The sequence below is a fragment of the Klebsiella sp. RHBSTW-00484 genome (genome assembly GCF_013705725.1).
Classification (GTDB): Bacteria; Pseudomonadota; Gammaproteobacteria; order Enterobacterales; family Enterobacteriaceae; genus Klebsiella.
Map to the genome: position 1 here is coordinate 1 of NZ_CP055485.1, position 20,880 is coordinate 20,880.

The window sequence follows — 20,880 nt, forward strand, 5'->3', positions numbered from 1 at the left end:
GTGGGTAACCAGACTAAATCTTCCCAAGAAAACCCCGATAAACGTCACCGTGGCGAACATTCTACAGCCTGTAAATGTCCGTTACCGCTCTACGTGCGTCCGGCGCATTATAAGCCCCTCAGTAAACAGCATGGTCGAGCCTTACGTAACCTTATGAGCCAGGACAAAACCTCTGGTGCCTGGGTTATTCGTCGTCGTGTTTCTGCCGATCCAATCTTCACTTTTTTGCGACCTGTCGCGGACAGAAAAAGAGCTTTCCGTGAAGTACGCCGGCGTTTGCTCGATGCGTTGTTTGTGCTTTTCGTCAACAAAGCCGATCTTGCTACCGGTATTGTCACTATCAACATCACTAAGCTGGCTGAAGAACTCAGTCCACGGAATGAAGATGGCCAGATCATCCCTGAAACTGCCGTGACGGTATCCAGGGTGTCGCGTCTGATAGACGAATTGGCGAGGTTTGGCATAGTCCTTGCGCCTGAAACTGAGTGGGATTATGTGAACGGGTGCCGTTTTCCTAAGCATATAATCATTACAGAAGAAGGCTGGCGTCTTACCGGTGTGGATATGGACAAGCTACGAGCAGAGCAAGAAGAACGCCTACGCGCTATTGAGGACGGCATTCTACAACCCGGCGAGGCTATGACAGTAAAAGAAGCCCGTAAGCGCTGGTATGAACGTTGTCGCCATCAGACGATACTTAGCCGCCGTACACGCGCTATTGAGGGCAAACAACGGCGTAAGCTGGCCGAATTACCGTTCGATGAGCGAAAGCGTCAGGTGGCCGAGCGTATTTTCCGTGATATGAAGGGTGATATACACCATTTAACCCCTCAGCAGTTTGAAAAAATGGTCTGGACTCAGCTTTACCAGCTTGAACTGGTAAATATGGAGCAGCCAGGCGCAGCCCCGCCTCACTAACCCGCCCTCTTTTTACTAATCCGTTTCCCTGCGGAGGATGTTCGTTGTCCATCTGCTAAAACAGATCGTTTTTTAGCCACCATCATCACGATAACCTCACCGATATTTGGTCAAAACCCCAATCAACACCGGCGTTATATCTTTTATGCACACTTATCTGCAAATAGGTAAATAGGATTATCTGCAATCAACCAATAGTTAGCTGCAAAATAATCAGGTCTTCGACCTACTTAACTTCATTAAAGATCTACTTATTCGCTGGATAAGATCTGTGGATAACGGGGAAAACCGATAATGACCGCCCTTGCAGCGGCCAGACGGCCGCGCCGGTTCGACATGGTCGCTATGCTCCCAAAAGACTTTAAGTAGCACCTCCGGCCTTAGCCGGAGGCATGGAGTCAACGAGACGCAATGCAGCGAAAAGGCGCTTTTCGCCCTTACCTACTTCATCGCTAAAAGTAAGCTAAAAAAACAGTCTGGCAGGAAGGGGGCGAAATCCGTTTGGGTGTATTCGTTGACACCAGGAGCAAGTATTCCTATCATTGTGTTGATAGTTAACACAGGGGGCGTTATGGCCAGAACAACAAGCGTTACGATTGGCGAACAACTCGATTCGTTTATCAGTCGATTAATAGACAGTGGCCGTTACGGCTCTGCAAGTGAAGTTATGCGCTCTGCGCTGCGATTGCTGGAGCAACAGGAAACAAACGATGAAGTTATTCGCCAGGCTGTTATTACCGGGCTGGAAAGCGGTGAAAGCTCGCTATCACTGCGGGATATTGCAGCAGAAAGAAAACTGAGACATCGTGTATAAACTCACCGAACGGGCGGCAGAAGACTTCGCCGGGATTTATGATTATACGCTCTTGAAATTTGGTGAAGCTCAGGCAGACCATTATACCGACGCACTTGAGGCATATTTCGAGACACTGGCCGGAATGCCAGATATGGGACGTGACTACCATGCCGTTCCTGGTGTAATGCGCATTGAATTTCAGCGACATGCCATTTTTTATACGGTTCGTGATACGGATATTCTGATTGCGCGTATTTTGCACCACCAGATGAACCATAAACGCCATTTACTGTAAGTCTAAACACGCTGCCGCGCTTTGCTTGGCCAACACCGATCTGGCACATAAAAAATTTATGCACCAGATCAGTGTTCTCGGTAAGGATAGGTGTGTTTTTGAGTTAATGTGTTTTTACTCATTTGTGTTTTTAGCTGTCATTTTCTTTCAGCCAATTATCGACCAAATCCTTTATCACATCAGTAATAGATGTACCTTGTTTTGCACACGCAGCTTTGAAGCGGATATGTATTTCTTCATCAAAGTTAACGTTGACTCTCTTTTGCTTTCCCGTGGGTGTGCTATTGACGACTTTTTCAAGATCCCGATGCTCACCGAAACTCATTGTTTTTGATGTATGTTGCTTAGTTAGTGCCATACATAACCTCTTAATATGCTGAAATGAGTATATGAGTTTTTACTCAAATGAATCAAGTATTTCTCGCGTCAGAATGGCTATCTCGCCCTTTGCTGCTCCATCGTTGGTATCGAAAACACTCTCACCCTCCATGACGGATTTAACGTAACTTTGGCGTTGTGTGATGGCAGTTTTAAACGGCTTAATACCCGTCTGAGCAATGCTATCTTTCAGAACGTTAAGCATGGTGGCTTGTTCGATTTTCCGTGTGATGAGGAATCGAGCTTCAACCGGACGATTATAAGCCTGGGCTTCCAGCACAGTGACTACAGAACCGGCAGCGGAAAAATCCAGAGGGCTGGGTGTTACCGGGATGATAATCAGGTCGCTGACCATCACCGCAGCGGAAGTAATAACTGACAGAGAACCGGCTCCATCAATAATCACAAAGTCATATTCAGCCAGATCTTTTCTTACCTGGTAAACGTCTTTCTCTGATGCTGCGGTGTAAACATCGAATGCTGCTTTCTCTGCTTTGTTCCAGTTAGTCAGGCTCATTTGTGGGTCTGTATCTACAACTGCAATTTTCTTACCCGAACTGGCAAGGCAGCTACTGACGTTGATTGTTGCCGTCGTTTTACCGGAGCCACCTTTAGGGGGTCAGTTTGGATATAGAGAATTATTGTACGGTAAGCCTGTTTTTTGAACAGACTTACCTATAGCAATAGGGTGTACTCCCGCGCTATACAGCGTTTTCAGGGGATTTTGTCTTAATCGGATAACCTAAATGCGATACAGCAAGAGCGACAACCTAAAAGCGATAGCCACTGACGATAAATCAATCACTTACGCATCCGAATTGGTTGAATAATGTGCTTAACGTACAAAAATTTCCGATCTCCAAACTGACCCCTTTAGGGTTGAGGAACGCGATAATTTTCATGTCTAAACCTCATTTGTGTGTTTACTCATTTGAGTTTAATTATACACAAAAACACAAATGAGTAAATACGGTTTGTGTGTAAATGAGTATATGAGTGTTAGAAGGGGTTTGAAGCCCATATAGACAAATTCACGTCCCAGTGTGCTTTAATTTTTAACGAGCGTATCTTTATTCATATCTTGTAGCGAATGAGGGAAACGCCGATGGAAGTGAATATCAAAGACATTACGGGTAACTGGGATCGTGGTGTTGTACTGGACAAGCACAGCAAGTTCAGCGTGGTGACAGGACAAAACGAGTGGGGTCACAACATTTATGACACTACTCGTACCGAGGTAGGTGAAGCTGTTTATCAGCTTAAATATAAATCTGACTGGACTAAGGTTCAGCCGCTGGCCAAATGCCTTTATGCTAAAGCCTACCCACTGTTTCAAAAAGTCGGGTTCATTCTCCCTATGGCCGCTTCTAACGTCCGGGCACGGCAACCTGTTACAGAAGTTGCTCAGGCGTTGGCACAATTAGCCGGTGTCCCCTGTTTTGACGATCTTCTGTTGAAAGCACCTGGCGGTGTTTCACTCAAGAATCTGAATACCAAGCAGGAAAAAGTTGATGCCATTGGCGGCAGCTTTTCCGTAAGTCCTGTTATCTCTAATGAAGGCAGATGGAACGTCTTAGTGATAGATGACCTCTACCACACTGGCGCATCAATGGAGGCTGCTTGTGCGGCGTTACGCGGCTATAATAAAATTAATAACATCTATGTTGCAGCGCTTACTTGGAGATAACCATGACGACGATTTTCGTTGCTGGCTCTATAACCATCAAAGAACTTGATCCGCTCATTATCGAACGGTTGAAGAAGATTGTTAATAAAAAATACCGTGTGGTTGTTGGCGATGCTAACGGCGTAGACTCATCAGTACAGCAAGCGCTGCTGAATTTACAATGTGATACCACTACGGTTTTCAGCAGTTCAACAAAGCCACGAAACAACTTAGGTGCGTGGCCGGTGAATGTCGTCAAAACAGAATTCCGGCGCGGAACTCGTGAGTTTTACACAGCTAAAGATCTTCAGATGGCCGAAAAGGCTGATTGTGGTCTGATGGTGTGGGACTGCAAAAGTCCGGGTACGCTTAACAACGTTGTAGAACTGCTTCTGCGAAATAAGTATTCGGTGGTGTTCGTCAACAAAATGCGGGACTTTGTGAAGGTTAAAACGCCTGACGACATTGATACCCTTATAAAAATGATGACAGCGACAGACTTAGAAAAGGCAGAAGAAAAAATCAGTCTAGGCGGCAAGCTGGCACGTTTAAAAAACAATCAAATGGCTTTGCTGTAATCCGGAACCTCAATTCAAACCCAACCGCAGCTAGGCGGTTGGGTTATACCCTTCTCCGGCACTGAGGTTTGACTGCTAGCGTTGTTTTTACATCGCTGGACGTCAAACCAAGGGTTGAGGAATGCGATAATTTTCATGTCTAAACTTTATCTGTGTGTTTACTCATTGGAGTTAGATATACTCATAAACTCAAATGAGTAAATGCGCCTTTATGTGTAAATGAGTATATGCGTATCTTTAAGGGTTGGAACTTGCGAGGGATGTTGGTTCTAACTGCTACTAGTGACTTATTGCCAACCTCCATCATATTCCTTCCAGCCTTGATTAGTCGCATCATTTGTTAGCGTCATGTCATCGACCACGCAATTACGTATCTCAGCAGTGCGGTAAATCTCGTCAAAAAGTTCGTCAATCTGCTCTTTCAAATCGGCCTCATCGCTATACGTAAAAATCAGGCTGTACTCATTGTTGGGGTCGTCTCAGAAAACGGAATCTATGGTCACTCCCGTTTTTGCAACACCGATTTTGACGACAAGTTGGCTTGCTTGAATCTATCCGGCGTCTGAATGGGATTTTATTCCCGCGCCTTGATGAGTTCCGCGCCTGATGAACCTCCAGAAAATATACGGCTTCAATGAGCCTTTCCGTTTTACAGGTTCCTCAACAGGCCGGTGGGCCGTTAGTATCATCAATATCAGTATTCGCAAAACCAGATCAGTAATTCTTTAAACCGGTGTATTTCTGCCGTTATGCTACATAAGTTTGCTGTCGTGCCGTTAGGGCCCAGGCTATTCTGGCCAGCTTGTTTGCCAGAGCACAAGTGACGACAAAGTTGCTTTTCCGGCACAGTAAATCCCTGACCCAATCGGCCAATTTGCCAGACTGGTGTTCCAGTTTTTGTATGAATACCCTGGCACATTGAACCAACAAAGTTCGGATCTTTTTATTACCTCGCTTACTAATTCCCAGCAATGTCGTCCTACCTCCCGTGCTGTACTGCCGAGGTACAAGCCCTGTTGCCGCCGCAAAGTCACGGCTGCTGGCGTACTGCTTCCCGTCGCCAATCTCAGTTGAAATAGTACTCGCTGTCAGTGTTCCGACGCAGGGAATGCTCAGCAAGCGCTGTCCAACCTCATCTTCGTCCAACTTTCGTTTCAACTGGGATTCCAAATCTTTAATCTGCTCAACAAGATAGTGATAATGCTGTTGTAATTTCAGCAATAACTGGCTGAGGTAAAGAGGCAAACTATTATCCTCAAGAATGGTACTCAGTCGGCTAATAACGGCAGCTCCTCGGGGAACGCTAATGCCAAATTCCAGCAGAAAAGCATGCATTTGATTGGTTGTTTTTACCTTATCCTGAACCAGGGATTCACGGACACGATGCAGAGCCCGCATTGCCTGCTGAGATTCCGTTCTGGGCTGCACAAAACGCATAGACGGACGCGATGCAGCTTCACAAATAGCTTCGGCGTCGACAAAGTCGTTTTTATTGCTTTTAACGAACGGGCGGACAAATTGTGGTGATATCAGCTTTGGGGAATGCCCCAACTCTTCCAACTTGCGTGCCATAAAGTGAGAACCGCCACAGGCTTCCATTGCGATGGTTGTAGCGGGGCATGTCGCCAAAAATTCGATCAACTTTGGCCGGGTAAATTTTTTACGGTAAACAGCCTTCCCGCGACGATCCTGGCAATGAATATGGAAAGAGTTTTTACCCAGATCGATACCAATGAGCGCAATGTTTTCCATGATAGTTCTCCGAATGAAAGCCTGTCCTCAGCATAGTACCGGGAAGGAGGGAGTGACCATCTCATTAAATAAAGCACGTTAAGCCGGTGGCAGTGGTCGCAACGGTCTGAACTTGCCTGCGCCGACCTTGGTGCTGCTGCGCCAGAGGTAATCGCCGGTCAGATTGATGTGTTCCCACCCCAGCGGTGACAGGTATTGAAACAGCGTCTCGTCTACCGGTTTGCCGTGCCCGTTCAAAGCATTGGTTGCCCGTTCCAGATAGGCCGTGTTCCAAAGCACGATGGCCGCCGTTACCAGATTGAGGCCGCTGGCCCGGTAGCGTTGTTGCTCAAAACTGCGGTCGCGGATTTCGCCCAGTCGGTTGAAGAACACCGCCCTGGCCAGCGCGTTGCGCGCCTCGCCTTTGTTGAGTCCGGCCTGCACGCGGCGGCGCAGCTCCACGCTTTGCAGCCAATCCAGTATGAACAGCGTGCGCTCAATGCGCCCCAGCTCGCGCAGTGCAACGGCCAGTCCGTTCTGACGCGGATAGCTGCCGAGCTTGCGCAACATCAGCGAGGCCGTCACCGTACCCTGCTTGATCGAAGTGGCGAACCGCAAGATTTCATCCCAATGGGCGCGTATCTGCTTGATGTTCAGCCGGTCGCTGCTAATCATCGGCTTGAGCGCGTCATAGGCGGCATCGCCCTTTGGGATGAATAGCTTGGTGTCGCCCAGGTCTCGGATACGTGGCGCGAATCGGAAGCCCAGTAGGTGCATCAGGCCGAAGACATGATCGGTAAAGCCCGCTGTGTCGGTGTAGTGCTCCTCGATCCGCAAGTCCGACTCGTGGTACAGCAGGCCATCGAGCACATAGGTTGAATCACGCACGCCGACGTTGACTACCTTGGTGCTGAAGGGCGCGTACTGGTCGGAGATATGGGTATAAAACGTCCGGCCTGGACTGCTTCCATACTTCGGGTTGATATGCCCGGTGCTCTCCGCTTTGCTGCCGGTTCTGAAATTTTGGCCATCCGACGATGACGTGGTGCCATCGCCCCAGTTTCCGGCAAAGGATTGCCGGAACTGCGCGTTGACCAGTTCGGCCAGCGCCGTTGAGTACGTTTCATCCCGGATGTGCCAGGCTTGCAGCCACGACAGCTTGGCGTAAGTCGTGCCTGGGCAGGACTCGGCCATCTTGGTTAGCCCGAGATTGATGCCATCAGCCAGGATCGTCGTCAGCAGCAAGGTTTTGTCCTTGGCCGTGTCGCCGGTCTTCAGATGCGTGAAATGCCGGGTGAAGCCTGTCCACTCATCAACTTCCATCAGCAGTTCGGTAATCTTGACGTGTGGCAGCAGCATCGCCGACTGGTCGATTAGGGCTTGTGCGGTCTCCGGCACCGCCGCGTCCAGCGGCGTGATCTTCAGGCCGGACTCGGTAATGATGGCATCCGGCAGATCATTGGCCGCCGCCATGCGGTTGACGGTGGCAAGCTGCTGTTCCAGCAATGCCAGTCGGTCGTGCAAATACTGATCGCAATCGGTGGCCACTGCCAGCGACAATTCGTTGGCCAGCTTCAGAGTAGCGAACTTCTCGGCCGGCACCAGGTACTCATCAAAGTCCTTGAACTGGCGCGAACCCTGCACCCAGACATCGCCTGATCGCAGCGCGTTCTTTAGCTCTGACAGGGCGCACAGCTCGTAGTAGCGCCGGTCAATGCCATCGTCCGTGAGCACCAGTTTCGCCCAGCGTGGCTTGATGAATGCGGTCGGCGCGTCGGCGGGCACCTTGCGGGCGTTGTCGCTGTTCATGCCGCGAAGCACCTCGATGGCATCGAGTACGCCCTTGGCGGCTGGTGCCGCCCGTAACTTAAGTACGTCCAGGAACTGCGGCGCGTAGCGGCGCAACGTGGCGTAGCTTTCACCGATGCGATGCAGAAAGTCGAAGCTCTCCGGCTGCGCGAGCTTTTGCGCCTCCGTGACGCTGGCGGCGAAGGTATCCCACGGCATTACGGCCTCGATGGCGGCGAACGGATCGCCGCCGCTCTGTTTGGCTTCCAGCAAGGCTTGGCCGATGCGGCCATACATCCGCACCTTGTCATTGATCGCCTTGCCGGAAGCCTGAAACTGCTGCTGATGCTTGTTCTTGGCGGCGTTGAATAGTTTGCCAATGATGCGGTCGTGCAGGTCGATGATTTCGTCGGTGACGGTGGCCATGCCTTCAATGGCCAGCGAAACCAGAGTGGCATAGCGTCGTTGCATCTCGAACTTTGCCAGATCGGCAGGCGTCATCTGCCCACCCTCACGGGCGATCTTGAGCAGGCGGTTCTGGTGAACTTGTCGCTCGATGCCTGCGGGAAGGTCAAGCGCCTGCCAAGCCTTGAGGCGCTCGATGTGTTCAAGCATATGCCGAGAGTTCGGCTTGACGGGCGACTGGCGCAGCCATGCCAGCCACGTCAATTTGCTGCCGTCCTTGCGCTTGAGAAGTTCGTCCAGGCGCTGACGGTGGAGCGATAACAAAGAATCGGTCAACGCCGCGTAAATACGCCGGTTGGCACGGGTGATGGCCTCGGCGCTCGCGCGCTCGATGGCATTCATGGCGGGCAGGATGATGCTCTGCCGCCGCAGGTTTTCGACAAGGGTGCTGGCCAGCACAATCCCTTTATCGGTCTGCAAGGCCAGCTCGGTCAATGTATGCACGGCTTGCCGGTAGTGACTCATGGTGAAGGGCTTGAACCCGAACACCGTTTGCAGCTCGACCAAGTGCTCCCGCCGCGTCTGCTCGCGCTGGCCGTAATCGTTCCAACTTTCCACCGGCACCTTGAGTTGTGCGGCCACCATGCGCAACAGGGGCGGAAACGGAGGCTCATCGATGCCCAAGAAGATGCCAGGGAATCGCAAGTAGCAAAGCTGCACGGCGAAGCCCAATCGATTCGCAGCGCCGCGACGCTGGCGGATCACCGATAGGTCGGTTTCGTTGAACGTGTAGTGCCGTATCAGTTCGTCTTTGGCATCTGGTAGTGCCAGCAGGCTTTCGCGCTCGGTGGCGGACAGGATTGAGCGGCGCGGCATGATCAGTCTTCCCGCAGGTACTGGTACAAGGTTTCGCGACTGATGCCGAAGTCACGGGCCACCAAGGTTTTTTGATCGCCTGCCGCGACTCGCTGTTTCAACTTGGCAATTTGTTCGCTGTTCAGCGATTTCTTTCGTCCCCGGTAGGCACCGCGCTGCTTGGCCAGCACGATTCCCTCGCGCTGGCGTTCGCGGATCAGTGCGCGCTCGAACTCCGCAAAAGCCCCCATGACCGACAGCATCAAATTGGCCATCGGTGAGTCATCGCCGGTGAACGCCAGCCCTTCTTTGACAAACTCCATCCGCACGCCCCGTTGTGTCAGCTCCTGAACGATGCGGCGCAGGTCATCGAGATTGCGTGCCAACCTGTCCATGCTGTGCACCACCACGGTGTCGCCCTCGCGCACAAAGGCCAGCAGCCTTTCAAGTTCGGGACGTTGCGTGTCCTTGCCGGAAGCCTTATCGGTGAATACCTTACCGACTTCGATTTGCTCCAGTTGCCGATCAGGGTTCTGGTCGAAGCTGCTGACGCGGATATAGCCAATGCGTTGACCTTGCAAGGTGCCTCCAAAGGTAAAAGTGTCAGGATGAAATCCATTACCCTTGGCGGCTTGTGTCAATAAATACAAACTACAACTCTATTCTGACGTGCTTTGCGCCAAGCATCTGACATCAGGTTAGGGTATAGCTTAACCGGACACCTCGGCCTCTGTGCCTTTACTGCTTTTCGGTACAACCGTCAAGAACAGGCAGAGCGCTCCGATAGTTATCGCCACATCAGCGAGGTTGAAGGCGGGCCAGTGCGCAAGTCGCCAATGGAAGTCAAGGAAATCAACAACCTGTCCACGCAGCACACGATCCGCGACATTGCCCAGCGCACCGCCGAGGATCAGGCTGTATCCCATCGCTTCGAGACGGGGCAATTGCTGGCACAGCATGCGTCCCAGCCAAGCAGAAACGACCAGGCCCAGCGTGATGAAAAAGTAACGTTGCCAGCCGCCAGCGTTCGCCAGAAAGCTGAATGCCGCGCCGGGATTCAGGACATGGACGAAGTTGAAGAAGGGCGTGACTTCGACCTGTTCACCGTAGGCAAACGTGCGGGTGATGGCGAACTTTGCGAGCTGATCTGTCATGACAGCACTGGCGGCCACTGCGAACCAGACCCAAGTCGATGTGCGGCGAGCCGATTGCCACACAGGGGCGGCCAGCGGCATCAGCCACCCGGCGAGCGCCGTGCAACTCAATCCAAGTACCCACCCCGCCAGCACATCGGCAGGAAAGTGCATTCCGGCTGCGATGCGTGACCAACCGACCAATGCGGCGTACAACACCAAGCCGATGCGGCCACGACGGCCTATCAAAGGCCAGAGCGCGCCGACCACCAGCGCGGCATAGGTGGCATGCCCGCTGGGCAGGCTGTAGTGTCGTTCGATGCCCCCGATAACGCGCACCATGTCGCCAAAAACGGCAGGCGGGCGTGGAAAGTCGATCCATGGCTTCAAGATGGTGGCGACGAGAAATGCCAACGCAAAGGCCACGCTAAAGACTCTGAGTCTGTACCGGATGGCATCGGCCCGCGTTGGGTCAGGTGCCGACTTTGACCATCCCCACATCGCCAAGAGCATCAGTGGTGCAGTCCAGTAGTTGCCTATCACAAGGTTGAAGAACGATGCCAGCGGTTCCAGCGCTGCAGGTGTGCTCATGTTGATGGCTTGGAACAACGCGATGTTCAGACCACCCCAGTCGTAGAGAAAGAATTTCCAGCTCATTTGCGCAACAGCCTCAAGCCATTGCCAACGACGAGCAAGCTGGCCCCCATATCAGCAAACACCGCCATCCACATGGTCGCTTGACCCGTGAAGGTCAGCACCAGAAATACTGCCTTGATGCCAAGGGCCAGCACAATGTTTTGCATCAGCACCTGCGCCGTCGCACGCGACAGGCGCACGAAGGTCGGAATCTTGCCCAGGTTGTCGTCCATCAGGGCCACGTCAGCGGTCTCGATGGCGGTATCTGTGCCAGCCGCTCCCATGGCAAAGCCGATGTCCGCACGCGCCAAGGCCGGGGCATCGTTGATGCCATCACCGACCATGCCGACCTTGCCCTTTATGGCCAGTAGCTCAACTTCGCGCAGTTTGTCGTCTGGGAGCAGATTGCCTTGCGCACGGTCGATCCCGGCTTGTGCGGCAATGGCCTGTGCCGTGTGGGGGTTGTCGCCGGTCAGCATCATGGTGTTGATGCCCAGTGCATGAAGCTCGGCAATGGCGCTCCTGCTGCTTTCCTTGATGGTGTCCGCTACGGCAAATAAGGCATGAACCCCTTTTGCGCTGACCAACATCACGACAGTTTTACCCATGGTTTCCAGCGCCGCGATGCGCTGTTCCAGCTCGGGAGTACGCTGCCCCAGCTCTTCTAGCATCCGCTGGTTGCCAAGATGGTAGGTTTCACCGTTGATTTGGCCCTGCACACCCCGACCGGGCAGCGCGTTGAATTCGGCCACGTCGAGCAAGGCAACCCCGTCCGTCTGCGCGGCCTGTGCCACCGCCTTGGATACAGGATGGTCCGAGCGGGCCGCCAGACTGGCAGCGATGCTGCGGCTGTCCGAGGCGAGTGCATTGCCCCATGTGACAAAGTCGGTCTGTGCGGGCTTGCCGTGCGTGATCGTGCCGGTCTTGTCCAGAGCCAGCCAGCGCAGCTTGCGGCCTTCTTCCAGATAGACGCCACCTTTGATGAGAATGCCGTGGCGGGCGGCGGCGGCCAGGCCGCTGACGATGCTGACCGGTGTAGAGATCACCAGTGCGCACGGGCAGGCGACCACCAGCAGAACCAATGCACGGTAGATCCAGTCGAGCCATGCCGCACCCATGAACAGCGGCGGCAACAACGCGACGGCGATGGCAACGCCGAATACAACGGGGGTGTACCAGCGGGCGAACTGATCGACAAAACGCTGAGTCGGCGCACGACTACCTTGCGCAGCCTCTACCGCGTGAATGATCCGGGCCAAAGTGGAGTTGTTGGCCAAGGCGGTGACGCGGTACTCGAACGAGCCGGATTCGTTGATCGTGCCAGCGAACACCGAATCACCGGGGGATTTTTCGACCGGGAGGCTTTCACCCGTGATCGGGGCTTGGTTGACGGCAGAGCGGCCTTCCAGCACCTCACCATCAAGGGCGATGCGCTCACCTGGTTTGACCCGGACGCGGGCGCCGATGGTGATTTGCTTGGCGCCCACCTCGCGCCATGTGCCGTCAGCCTGCTGTACCGTGGCCTGTTCCGGGGTCAGGTCGAGCAGGCCACGGATAGCGTTACGAGCGCGATCCAGCGATTTGGCTTCGATTACCTCGGCCAGCGCGAACAGTACCATCACCATTGCCGCTTCGGGCCAGTGGCCGATCAACATGGCACCCGTGACCGCAATCGACATGAGGGCGTTCATGTTGAGATTACGGTTCTTGAGCGCAATCCACCCCTTCTTGTAGGTGGAGAGGCCACCCGTGAAGACCGCGACAAGCGCCAGAACGACAACCGACCAGTGATTGCCGTTGTGGAGCCAGTAGACCGCCTCGGCCGCCGATGCAGTGACCAAGGAGATGCCCAGCGGCCACCAGTTGGTCGGCGTGGTCACAGGGGCGGCGGATGGAGATGCGACCTCTGCCGTGTCCACGACCTGCGCCTCGAATCCAAGCGCTTGCAGTGCCACGAGCACGTCTGGCAGAACCTGGTTCGCATGGCGTACCGACAGCGTGCGCTGCATCAGGTTGAAATCGAGATCAGCAACACCGGCCACGGTGCCGAGCTTGTTGCGGATCAACGTCTCTTCGGTCGGGCAATCCATCTTGGCAATGGACAGCTTGGTCGTCTGCTCGGCCGACGCCTGATCCATGCGCACAGCTTGCATGCCGATGGCCTTCAGCGCCTGCTCGACGGGAGACAACGAAGGCAATTCGTGTCGCACGGCCAAGGTACGTTGCATCAGGTTGAATTCAAGACCCGCCACCCCCGCCAGACCGGCCAGTTTGCTTCGGATCAGCGCCTCTTCGGTCGGGCAATCCATGTTCTCGATGCGGTACACCGCTTGAGCCGATCCGGTTGCCAGCGGGGCCGGTGCCGTGGGTTGGATGATCGGCTCAGTCGTGCAGCCACACCCCTTTGAAGCGCATTCGCTCATGAGTAACTCCTGAAAATCTTCTATTCAGCCTCCATTAAAATCTCTATAGTCACTATAGAGTCAAGTGATAATTGGAGATTGATGCATGGAAATCAGAATTGGCGACCTCGCCAAGCGCTCTGGGTGCGAGGTCGTGACCATCCGCTACTACGAGAAGGAAGGGCTACTGCCGAAGCCAGCGCGAAGCGGTGGCAACTTCCGGCTGTACGGTGAGGTGCACATTGAGCGCTTGCAATTCATCCGTCATTGCCGTTCGCTCGACATGACGTTGAGCGAGATTCGCGCATTGCTGGGTCTGCGAGACAACCCGATGCAGGACTGTGGGGAGGTCAACACGCTGCTGGAGGCCCATATTCAACAGGTGGAAATGCGTGTGTCCGCGCTGTTGCAGTTAAAACGGCACTTGGTTGATTTGCGCGAGAAGTGTTCTGGCTCTCGATCTGTAGAGGCGTGCGGCATTTTGCAAGGGTTGGGCAATTGCAATTGCCATGGTGAAAGTGCCACGAACAGTCAAACATCTGGGTAAGTAAGGGCTTAGCGTGCTTTATTTAATGAGATGGTCACTCCCTCCTTCCCGGTACTATGCTGAGGACAGGCTTTCATTCGGAGAACTATCATGGAAAACATTGCGCTCATTGGTATCGATCTGGGTAAAAACTCTTTCCATATTCATTGTCAGGATCGTCGCGGGAAGGCTGTTTACCGTAAAAAATTTACCCGGCCAAAGTTGATCGAATTTTTGGCGACATGCCCCGCTACAACCATCGCAATGGAAGCCTGTGGCGGTTCTCACTTTATGGCACGCAAGTTGGAAGAGTTGGGGCATTCCCCAAAGCTGATATCACCACAATTTGTCCGCCCGTTCGTTAAAAGCAATAAAAACGACTTTGTCGACGCCGAAGCTATTTGTGAAGCTGCATCGCGTCCGTCTATGCGTTTTGTGCAGCCCAGAACGGAATCTCAGCAGGCAATGCGGGCTCTGCATCGTGTCCGTGAATCCCTGGTTCAGGATAAGGTAAAAACAACCAATCAAATGCATGCTTTTCTGCTGGAATTTGGCATTAGCGTTCCCCGAGGAGCTGCCGTTATTAGCCGACTGAGTACCATTCTTGAGGATAATAGTTTGCCTCTTTACCTCAGCCAGTTATTGCTGAAATTACAACAGCATTATCACTATCTTGTTGAGCAGATTAAAGATTTGGAATCCCAGTTGAAACGAAAGTTGGACGAAGATGAGGTTGGACAGCGCTTGCTGAGCATTCCCTGCGTCGGAACACTGACAGCGAGTACTATTTCAACTGAGATTGGCGACGGGAAGCAGTACGCCAGCAGCCGTGACTTTGCGGCGGCAACAGGGCTTGTACCTCGGCAGTACAGCACGGGAGGTAGGACGACATTGCTGGGAATTAGTAAGCGAGGTAATAAAAAGATCCGAACTTTGTTGGTTCAATGTGCCAGGGTATTCATACAAAAACTGGAACACCAGTCTGGCAAATTGGCCGATTGGGTCAGGGATTTACTGTGCCGGAAAAGCAACTTTGTCGTCACTTGTGCTCTGGCAAACAAGCTGGCCAGAATAGCCTGGGCCCTAACGGCACGACAGCAAACTTATGTAGCATAACGGCAGAAATACACCGGTTTAAAGAATTACTGATCTGGTTTTGCGAATACTGATATTGATGATACTAACGGCCCACCGGCCTGTTGAGGAACCTGTAAAACGGAAAGGCTCATTGAAGCCGTATATTTTCTGGAGGTTCATCAGGCGCGGAACTCATCAAGGCGCGGGAATAAAATCCCATTCAGACGCCGGATAGATTCAAGCAAGCCAACTTGTCGTCAAAATCGGTGTTGCAAAAACGGGAGTGACCATAGATTCCGTTTTCTGAGGCGACCCCATTTTGCCCAGGCGGAGCTCGACCGCCACTGGAAAAAATAATGCCGCTTCTGGAAAATCTGAGCGGTGAACACGGGGTCGGGCCAGTCTGTCATGAGCTGGATATTGCTCCGTCAACGTACTACTGGCATCAGCAACGCCGGAAGTGTCCTGAACGACGCAGTAGTCGGGATAAACGCGATGCCGTGCTGATACCTGAGATACAGCGCGTATACGAAGAAAACTACAGCGTTTACGGTGTGCGTAAGGTCTGGCGACAGCTAAAACGTGAAGGTGTCGGCGTTGCCCGCTGCACCATTGAGCGCCTGATGAAAGCCCTGCAGCTACGTGGGGTGACACGCGGCAAAAGTGTCAGAACCACCCGCAGCAACAAAGCCGAAACACCGCAGGATCGGGTGAACCGGCAGTTCGTGGCTGAACGGCCCGATAGTCTTTGGGTGGCCGATTTTACCTACGTCAGCACCTGGCAGGGGTTCGCATATGTGGCCTTCATCATTGATGTGTTCGCCGGTGTTATCGTGGGCTGGCGGGTCTCATCCACGATGGAAACGTCGTTCGTGCTGGATGCACTGGAGCAGGCGCTGTGGGCCAGACGCCCGAGCGGTACCATCCATCACAGCGACAAAGGTTCGCAATATGTGTCACTGGCGTACACGCAACGGCTGCAGGACGCGGAGCTGCTGGCTTCAACAGGCAGCACGGGCGACTCATATGACAATGCGATGGCAGAAAGTATCAACGGGTTGTACAAAGCGGAGGTGATCCACAGGCAAAGCTGGAAAACCCGACAGGATGTTGAGCTGGCTACGCTGAAATGGGTGGACTGGTACAATAATCACCGATTGATGGAACGGACCGGATATATCCCGCCAGTGGAGGCAGAAAAAGCCTATTACGCTTCGCTGAATGACCGGGATGTGGCAGCCTGATCACTCAGGCAAAATACTCTCCAGGAAAACCGGAGCGGTTCAGGGATACTTAGAAGACAAGTCCATTTCTGACTAAGGCGACGGCATAAGGAAACCGCAGACAGAACTGAGTGTGTGGTCCTGAAAATGGCCCTGAATGACAAACCGGTGTTTTGGGATCACCCTGCACACCTTGGTTCAGGGGAGGGGGGCATCATTCCTAAATTTTGTTTCTGAATGGAGAATTGCAGATCAGAACAAATGCGCTCATGTACCTTGTTTGTTGACGGTGTTTCCTACATGCAGCATTCCGCCGATCATATCGCGAAATGTCATTGCGAAATCAGCATCCCGTGAATTTTCATCTGCTTCAATATCGGACAAGATGCCATAGGTCAGAGATAACAGTAACCTGGCCGCCTTTCTGTTATTGATATTATTGCCGATCTCCCCTTTGGCCTGCGCATCGTTGAAACGTGCAACGAGGAAATCTGTGATGGTCTGGTATTTGCTTTTGAGCATGTCCGCGACCTGAGGATTTCGCATCCCCTCTGCCATTATTTCCATAACTAACGCGCGTTGAGCGCAATCTTCATGTGTGACGTCAATCATAGAGTCCACCAGATAATCTACCAGGCCAACGCCTTCGAGTGGATGACGAAAGCGGGTTAAGGCTCTTTCCTGATCTTCAAGGATTATGGCCTGAATCAAGGCCTCTTTTGACACGAAGTGGTGATACAAGGTTCCAGGACTCATGTCGCTGGCCTTGCAGATGGTTTTCATTGATGTGTTATGAAAACCATTTTCTGCAAAGCACTCTCTTGCGGCCTTCAGGATCCTGGTACGCGTTGACATTCCGGATAATGTTTTACCCATTAAGGTTGCTCGATTCTTCTTCAAAAACAACAGTGTAACCGGTGATTAGATTGACGCCTACCGGCAAATTAACTTTTTTTGGTCAACCAATATTTTATGTTGCGTAGCCTTTCTGAAGTGAGAAACACACGCAGGGAAATTAGAATGAACGTTCGGTTGGGTATTTTTCACTCTATGTCAATTGGTGGTTTTATGTATATGTGATTGGTGTAGCATAAACTACATTGCAAATTTTAATTTTATGACATTCTCTTCAGTTCTTTGTGGTGTGGATTCTCCGCAGTGATTCATCCGTGATAACAATGCGGTCTATGAACTGGTTAACTTGTACTTTTTTTTGGTTGACCAATCACCCACAAAGAAAAGGAGAGTTGTGATGTTACGTCCTGTTGAAACTTCAACCCGAGAAATCAAGAAACTAGATGGTCTGTGGTCATTCTGTCTGGATACTGCTGATTGCGGCATGGCACAGCAATGGTGGAAGCGCCCGCTTTCTCCAAGTCGTGCGATTGCAGTACCTGGTAGCTTTAACGATCAGTTCGCCGATGCTGATATTCGCAATTACGTTGGGAACGTCTGGTATCAGCGGCAGGTATTTATTCCGAATGGGTGGGGTAACCAACGTATTGTTCTACGGTTTGACGCGGTCACGCATTATGGAAAGGTCTGGGTTAACGATAACTTTTTAATGGAACATCAGGGTGGGTATACACCTTTTGAGGCTGATATTAGCCATCTTGTTTCACCGGGTGAAAATGTCCAGGTCACAGTCTGTGTGAATAACGAACTCAACTGGCAGACGATTCCTCCGGGAATAGTGACATGTGATGATAATGGTAAGAAGCAACAATCCTATTTCCATGATTTCTTTAACTATGCCGGCATTCATCGCAGTGTCATGCTCTATACCACTCCACGCTCTTTCGTTGAAGATATCACTGTGGTGACCCATGTCAGTGAGAATGGTGAAGAGGCCACCATTTGTTGGCAAGTTACGGGCAAGGGAAATATTGCTGTTGAATTACGTGATGCGGAACAGCAACTTGTCGCTTCAGGGCAAGGGGCTGAGGGCCAGTTACGATTGACTTCCCCATGCCTGTGGCAGCCTGGTGAAGGCTATCTATATAATTTTAAAGTGGTTTTGTTTGACTCGGCAGTGCGTGATGAATACCCGCTGCGCGTGGGTATCCGTTCAGTTGAAGTGAAGGGAGAACAGTTTCTGATTAACAACAAACCTTTTTATTTCACTGGGTTTGGGCGTCATGAAGATGCCGACTTACGAGGGAAAGGATTTGATAACGTCCTGATGGTCCACGACCATGCGCTAATGGAATGGATTGGTGCGAACTCATATCGAACATCACATTATCCCTATGCTGAGGAGATGCTCGACTGGGCGGATGAACAGGGCATTGTCATAATCGATGAGACAGCTGCAGTCGGCTTTAACCTGTCTCTGGGCATTGGCTTTGATGCGTGCGAAAAACCGACGTCATTGTACGGCGATGGCGCAATTAATGATCGGACCCAACAGGCGCACCTTCAGGCTATTCGGGAACTCATCGCACGCGATAAAAACCACCCAAGCGTTGTCATGTGGAGTATTGCCAATGAACCGGATACACGTCCTGAAGGGGCCAGGGAATACTTTGAGCCTCTGGCGATTGCGACACGCGAGCTTGATCCGACCCGACCTATTACCTGTGTCAATGTGATGTTCTGTGATGCTGAAAGCGATACGATCACCGATCTTTTCGATGTGGTTTGCCTTAACCGCTACTACGGATGGTATTTACAAAGTGGCGATCTTGAGAAAGCTGAACGTGTGCTGGAAAAAGAGCTGCTGGCATGGCAGGACAAACTTCATCGTCCCATCATTATTACCGAATATGGTGTTGATACCATGGCCGGACTGCATTCGATGTACACCGATATGTGGAGCGAAGAGTTTCAGTGTGCGTGGCTCGATATGTACCACCGTGTTTTCGATCGGGTTAGTGCCGTGGTGGGCGAACAGGTCTGGAATTTTGCTGATTTTTCTACTTCTCAAGGAATTATGCGCGTTGGTGGCAACCGCAAAGGGATTTTTACCCGCGATAGAAAACCGAAATCCGCTGCTTTCCTGCTGAAAAAACGCTGGACTACCATGACATTTGGCGAGAAACCTCAGCAGGGAGAGTCATTATGAGCCAGCAGCTCTCCTGGCGCGCCATCATCGGCTATAGTCTGGGTGATGTCGCTAATAATTTTGCCTTCGCTATGGGGGCACTATTTCTTCTGAGCTACTACACCGACGTCGCAGGCGTCGGTGCCGCAGCTGCGGGAACGATGCTATTGTTGGTGCGTGTTTTTGACGCCTTTGCTGATGTCACGGTGGGGCGTATTGTGGACAGTGTTAATACGCGTTGGGGAAAATTCCGTCCTTTCCTGCTTTTCGGCTCAGCACCTTTAATGATTTTCAGCGTTCTGGTTTTTTGTGTCCCCGCAGAGTGGAGCCACAGCAGCAAAGTTATTTACGCGTATATTACTTATATGGGACTGGGAATTTGCTATAGCCTTGTGAATATCCCTTATGGCTCACTTGCGACGGCCATGACCCAACAGCCGCAATCACGTGCCCGGCTTGGCGCTGCGCGCAGTATCGCGGCCTCACTCACCTTTGTTTGTCTGGCGTTTCTCATCGGGCCACGGATTAGCAGTGCCAGTCCGACTGAAATGCAGGATGTTTATCTCTTCTGGACTATTATCCTGGCAGTTGCAGGTACTGTGCTATATTTCGTCTGTTTTAAATCGACCAAAGAAAATGTCGTGCGTATCGTGGCGCAGCCTTCGATGAAGATAAGTTTACAGACGGTAAAGCAAAATCGACCCTTGATTATGCTGTGTGCTGGGGCACTGTGTGTACTTATATCTACCTTTGCGGTCAGTGCATCTTCATTATTTTATGTTCGTTATGTTTTAAATGATGCTGGACTTTTCTCGGTGATGGTATTGGTTCAGATGTTGATAGGAACTGTTGCCTCGGCTCCTATGGTTCCGCGATTGGTCACTCGAGTTGGGAAAAAGAACACCTTTCTGATTGGCTCGTTACTTGGAACTAGCGGTTATTTATTGTTTTTTTATATGTCGGCTCATTCAGTTCCTGTTGCGCTCACCGCGCTGGCAATCGCTTCTGTTGGTCAGGGAATATCAATGACGGTGATGTGGGCACTCGAGGCGGATACTGTTGAGTATGGCGAGTATCTGACAGGTGTGCGGATTGAGGGGTTAACCTACTCACTGTTTTCCTTTACTCGCAAGTGTGGTCAAGCCATCGGTGGTTCAATCCCGGCATTTATTCTGGGACTCAGCGGATATATTGCTAATCAGGCACAAACGCCAGAAGTCATTATGGGTATCCGGATGTCGATTGCGCTGGTACCTTGTGGCTTCTTATTATTAGCATTTATTATTATGTGGTTTTATCCGCTAACAGATCAGAAATTCAAAGAAATTATTTTAGAGATTGACACGCGTAAAAAACGCAACAAAAACTGATCGACGACTTTAAAAAGTAAGACCCCTATAGTTTTATTATAAAACAATTACAAAACCAAA

General features: G+C 51.7%; 17 protein-coding genes, 2 pseudogenes and 1 other annotated feature. Of the genes and pseudogenes, 10 read left to right on the forward strand and 9 right to left on the reverse strand.

All coding sequences use genetic code 11. The features are described 5' to 3' along the window. The 3 genes from repA to HV213_RS32315 all read left to right on the forward strand — a co-directional run bounded on the left by repA (position 1) and on the right by HV213_RS32315 (position 2,009). Positions 1-918 (forward strand): plasmid replication initiator RepA, encoded by a 918-nt coding sequence (gene repA, locus HV213_RS32305; protein WP_149465089.1) that lies wholly within the window; start codon positions 1-3, stop codon positions 916-918. A 571-nt stretch (positions 919-1,489) separates the two neighbouring features. After that, positions 1,490-1,732: a type II toxin-antitoxin system ParD family antitoxin gene (locus HV213_RS32310; RefSeq protein WP_050074632.1), complete on the forward strand. Its 243-nt coding sequence runs from the start codon at positions 1,490-1,492 to the stop codon at positions 1,730-1,732. Beyond that, complete coding sequence (locus HV213_RS32315; RefSeq protein ID WP_142972764.1) at positions 1,725-2,009, forward strand: type II toxin-antitoxin system RelE/ParE family toxin; 285 nt, start codon at positions 1,725-1,727, stop codon at positions 2,007-2,009. Before HV213_RS32310 ends, HV213_RS32315 begins: the two co-directional genes overlap by 8 nt. A gap of 130 nt (positions 2,010-2,139) precedes the next feature. On the opposite strand, the gene HV213_RS32320 is transcribed toward HV213_RS32315, so the two are convergent. Together HV213_RS32320 and HV213_RS32325 are read right to left on the reverse strand one after the other, a co-directional pair. Beyond that, the gene (locus HV213_RS32320; protein WP_008815937.1) at positions 2,140-2,367 is read right to left on the reverse strand and encodes a plasmid partition protein ParG; all 228 of its coding nucleotides are present in this window, start codon (positions 2,365-2,367) and stop codon (positions 2,140-2,142) included. 39 nt (positions 2,368-2,406) lie between these two features. Further along, positions 2,407-2,970 (reverse strand): ParA family protein, encoded by a 564-nt coding sequence (locus HV213_RS32325; protein ID WP_181486543.1) that lies wholly within the window; start codon positions 2,968-2,970, stop codon positions 2,407-2,409. A gap of 522 nt (positions 2,971-3,492) precedes the next feature. Here HV213_RS32325 and HV213_RS32330 point away from each other — a divergent pair. Both HV213_RS32330 and HV213_RS32335 read left to right on the forward strand, forming a co-directional pair. Then, positions 3,493-4,074, forward strand: coding sequence for a ComF family protein (locus HV213_RS32330; RefSeq protein WP_050074633.1), 582 nt, complete (start codon positions 3,493-3,495; stop codon positions 4,072-4,074). A 2-nt stretch (positions 4,075-4,076) separates the two neighbouring features. Then, complete coding sequence (locus HV213_RS32335; protein WP_050074634.1) at positions 4,077-4,631, forward strand: hypothetical protein; 555 nt, start codon at positions 4,077-4,079, stop codon at positions 4,629-4,631. Positions 4,632-4,918: 287 nt separating this feature from the next. On the opposite strand, the gene HV213_RS32340 is transcribed toward HV213_RS32335, so the two are convergent. From HV213_RS32340 to HV213_RS32365, 6 genes are all read right to left on the reverse strand, one after another. Then, positions 4,919-5,056 (reverse strand): hypothetical protein, encoded by a 138-nt coding sequence (locus HV213_RS32340; RefSeq protein ID WP_164845859.1) that lies wholly within the window; start codon positions 5,054-5,056, stop codon positions 4,919-4,921. 322 nt (positions 5,057-5,378) lie between these two features. Further along, positions 5,379-6,383, reverse strand: a complete 1,005-nt coding sequence (locus HV213_RS32345) for an IS110-like element IS4321 family transposase (RefSeq protein WP_000427623.1) — start codon at positions 6,381-6,383, stop codon at positions 5,379-5,381. Positions 6,384-6,461: 78 nt separating this feature from the next. Further along, positions 6,462-9,431, reverse strand: coding sequence for a Tn3 family transposase (locus HV213_RS32350; RefSeq protein WP_004213592.1), 2,970 nt, complete (start codon positions 9,429-9,431; stop codon positions 6,462-6,464). Positions 9,432-9,433: 2 nt separating this feature from the next. Next, positions 9,434-9,991, reverse strand: coding sequence for a recombinase family protein (locus HV213_RS32355; protein WP_082238049.1), 558 nt, complete (start codon positions 9,989-9,991; stop codon positions 9,434-9,436). Positions 9,992-10,120: 129 nt separating this feature from the next. Continuing rightward, entirely contained in the window at positions 10,121-11,200 is a 1,080-nt protein-coding gene (lspA, locus tag HV213_RS32360) for a signal peptidase II (protein WP_050136658.1), read from the reverse strand. Next, positions 11,197-13,602 carry a heavy metal translocating P-type ATPase gene (locus HV213_RS32365; RefSeq protein ID WP_011638891.1) on the reverse strand — a complete coding sequence of 802 codons (2,406 nt, stop codon included), beginning with the start codon at positions 13,600-13,602 and terminating at the stop codon, positions 11,197-11,199. The genes lspA and HV213_RS32365 overlap by 4 nt, the downstream gene beginning before the upstream one ends. 85 nt (positions 13,603-13,687) lie before the next feature. Between HV213_RS32365 and cadR the strand changes: the two genes are divergently transcribed. The 3 genes and pseudogenes from cadR to HV213_RS32380 form a co-directional block, all read left to right on the forward strand. Continuing rightward, complete coding sequence (gene cadR / locus HV213_RS32370) at positions 13,688-14,128, forward strand: Cd(II)/Pb(II)-responsive transcriptional regulator (protein WP_050136657.1); 441 nt, start codon at positions 13,688-13,690, stop codon at positions 14,126-14,128. 90 nt (positions 14,129-14,218) lie between these two features. Continuing rightward, positions 14,219-15,223 (forward strand): IS110-like element IS4321 family transposase, encoded by a 1,005-nt coding sequence (locus HV213_RS32375; protein WP_000427623.1) that lies wholly within the window; start codon positions 14,219-14,221, stop codon positions 15,221-15,223. Positions 15,224-15,495: 272 nt separating this feature from the next. Beyond that, positions 15,496-15,612, forward strand: a sequence feature (AL1L pseudoknot). Continuing rightward, a pseudogene (locus HV213_RS32380) lies at positions 15,502-16,428 on the forward strand (IS3 family transposase); the annotation flags it as partial. (Overlaps the previous feature by 111 nt.) 246 nt (positions 16,429-16,674) lie before the next feature. Here HV213_RS32380 and HV213_RS32385 read toward each other — a convergent pair. Next, positions 16,675-17,283 (reverse strand): TetR/AcrR family transcriptional regulator, encoded by a 609-nt coding sequence (locus HV213_RS32385; protein WP_058656692.1) that lies wholly within the window; start codon positions 17,281-17,283, stop codon positions 16,675-16,677. A gap of 376 nt (positions 17,284-17,659) precedes the next feature. On the opposite strand from HV213_RS32385, the gene uidA reads away from it, so the two are divergent. Together uidA and uidB are read left to right on the forward strand one after the other, a co-directional pair. Next, the gene (gene uidA, locus HV213_RS32390; RefSeq protein ID WP_058656693.1) at positions 17,660-19,471 is read left to right on the forward strand and encodes a beta-glucuronidase; all 1,812 of its coding nucleotides are present in this window, start codon (positions 17,660-17,662) and stop codon (positions 19,469-19,471) included. Continuing rightward, positions 19,468-20,840 (forward strand): annotated as a pseudogene (gene uidB / locus HV213_RS32395) (glucuronide transporter). The gene uidA and the pseudogene uidB overlap by 4 nt, the downstream one beginning before the upstream one ends. The last annotated feature ends 40 nt before the right edge of the window (positions 20,841-20,880 follow it).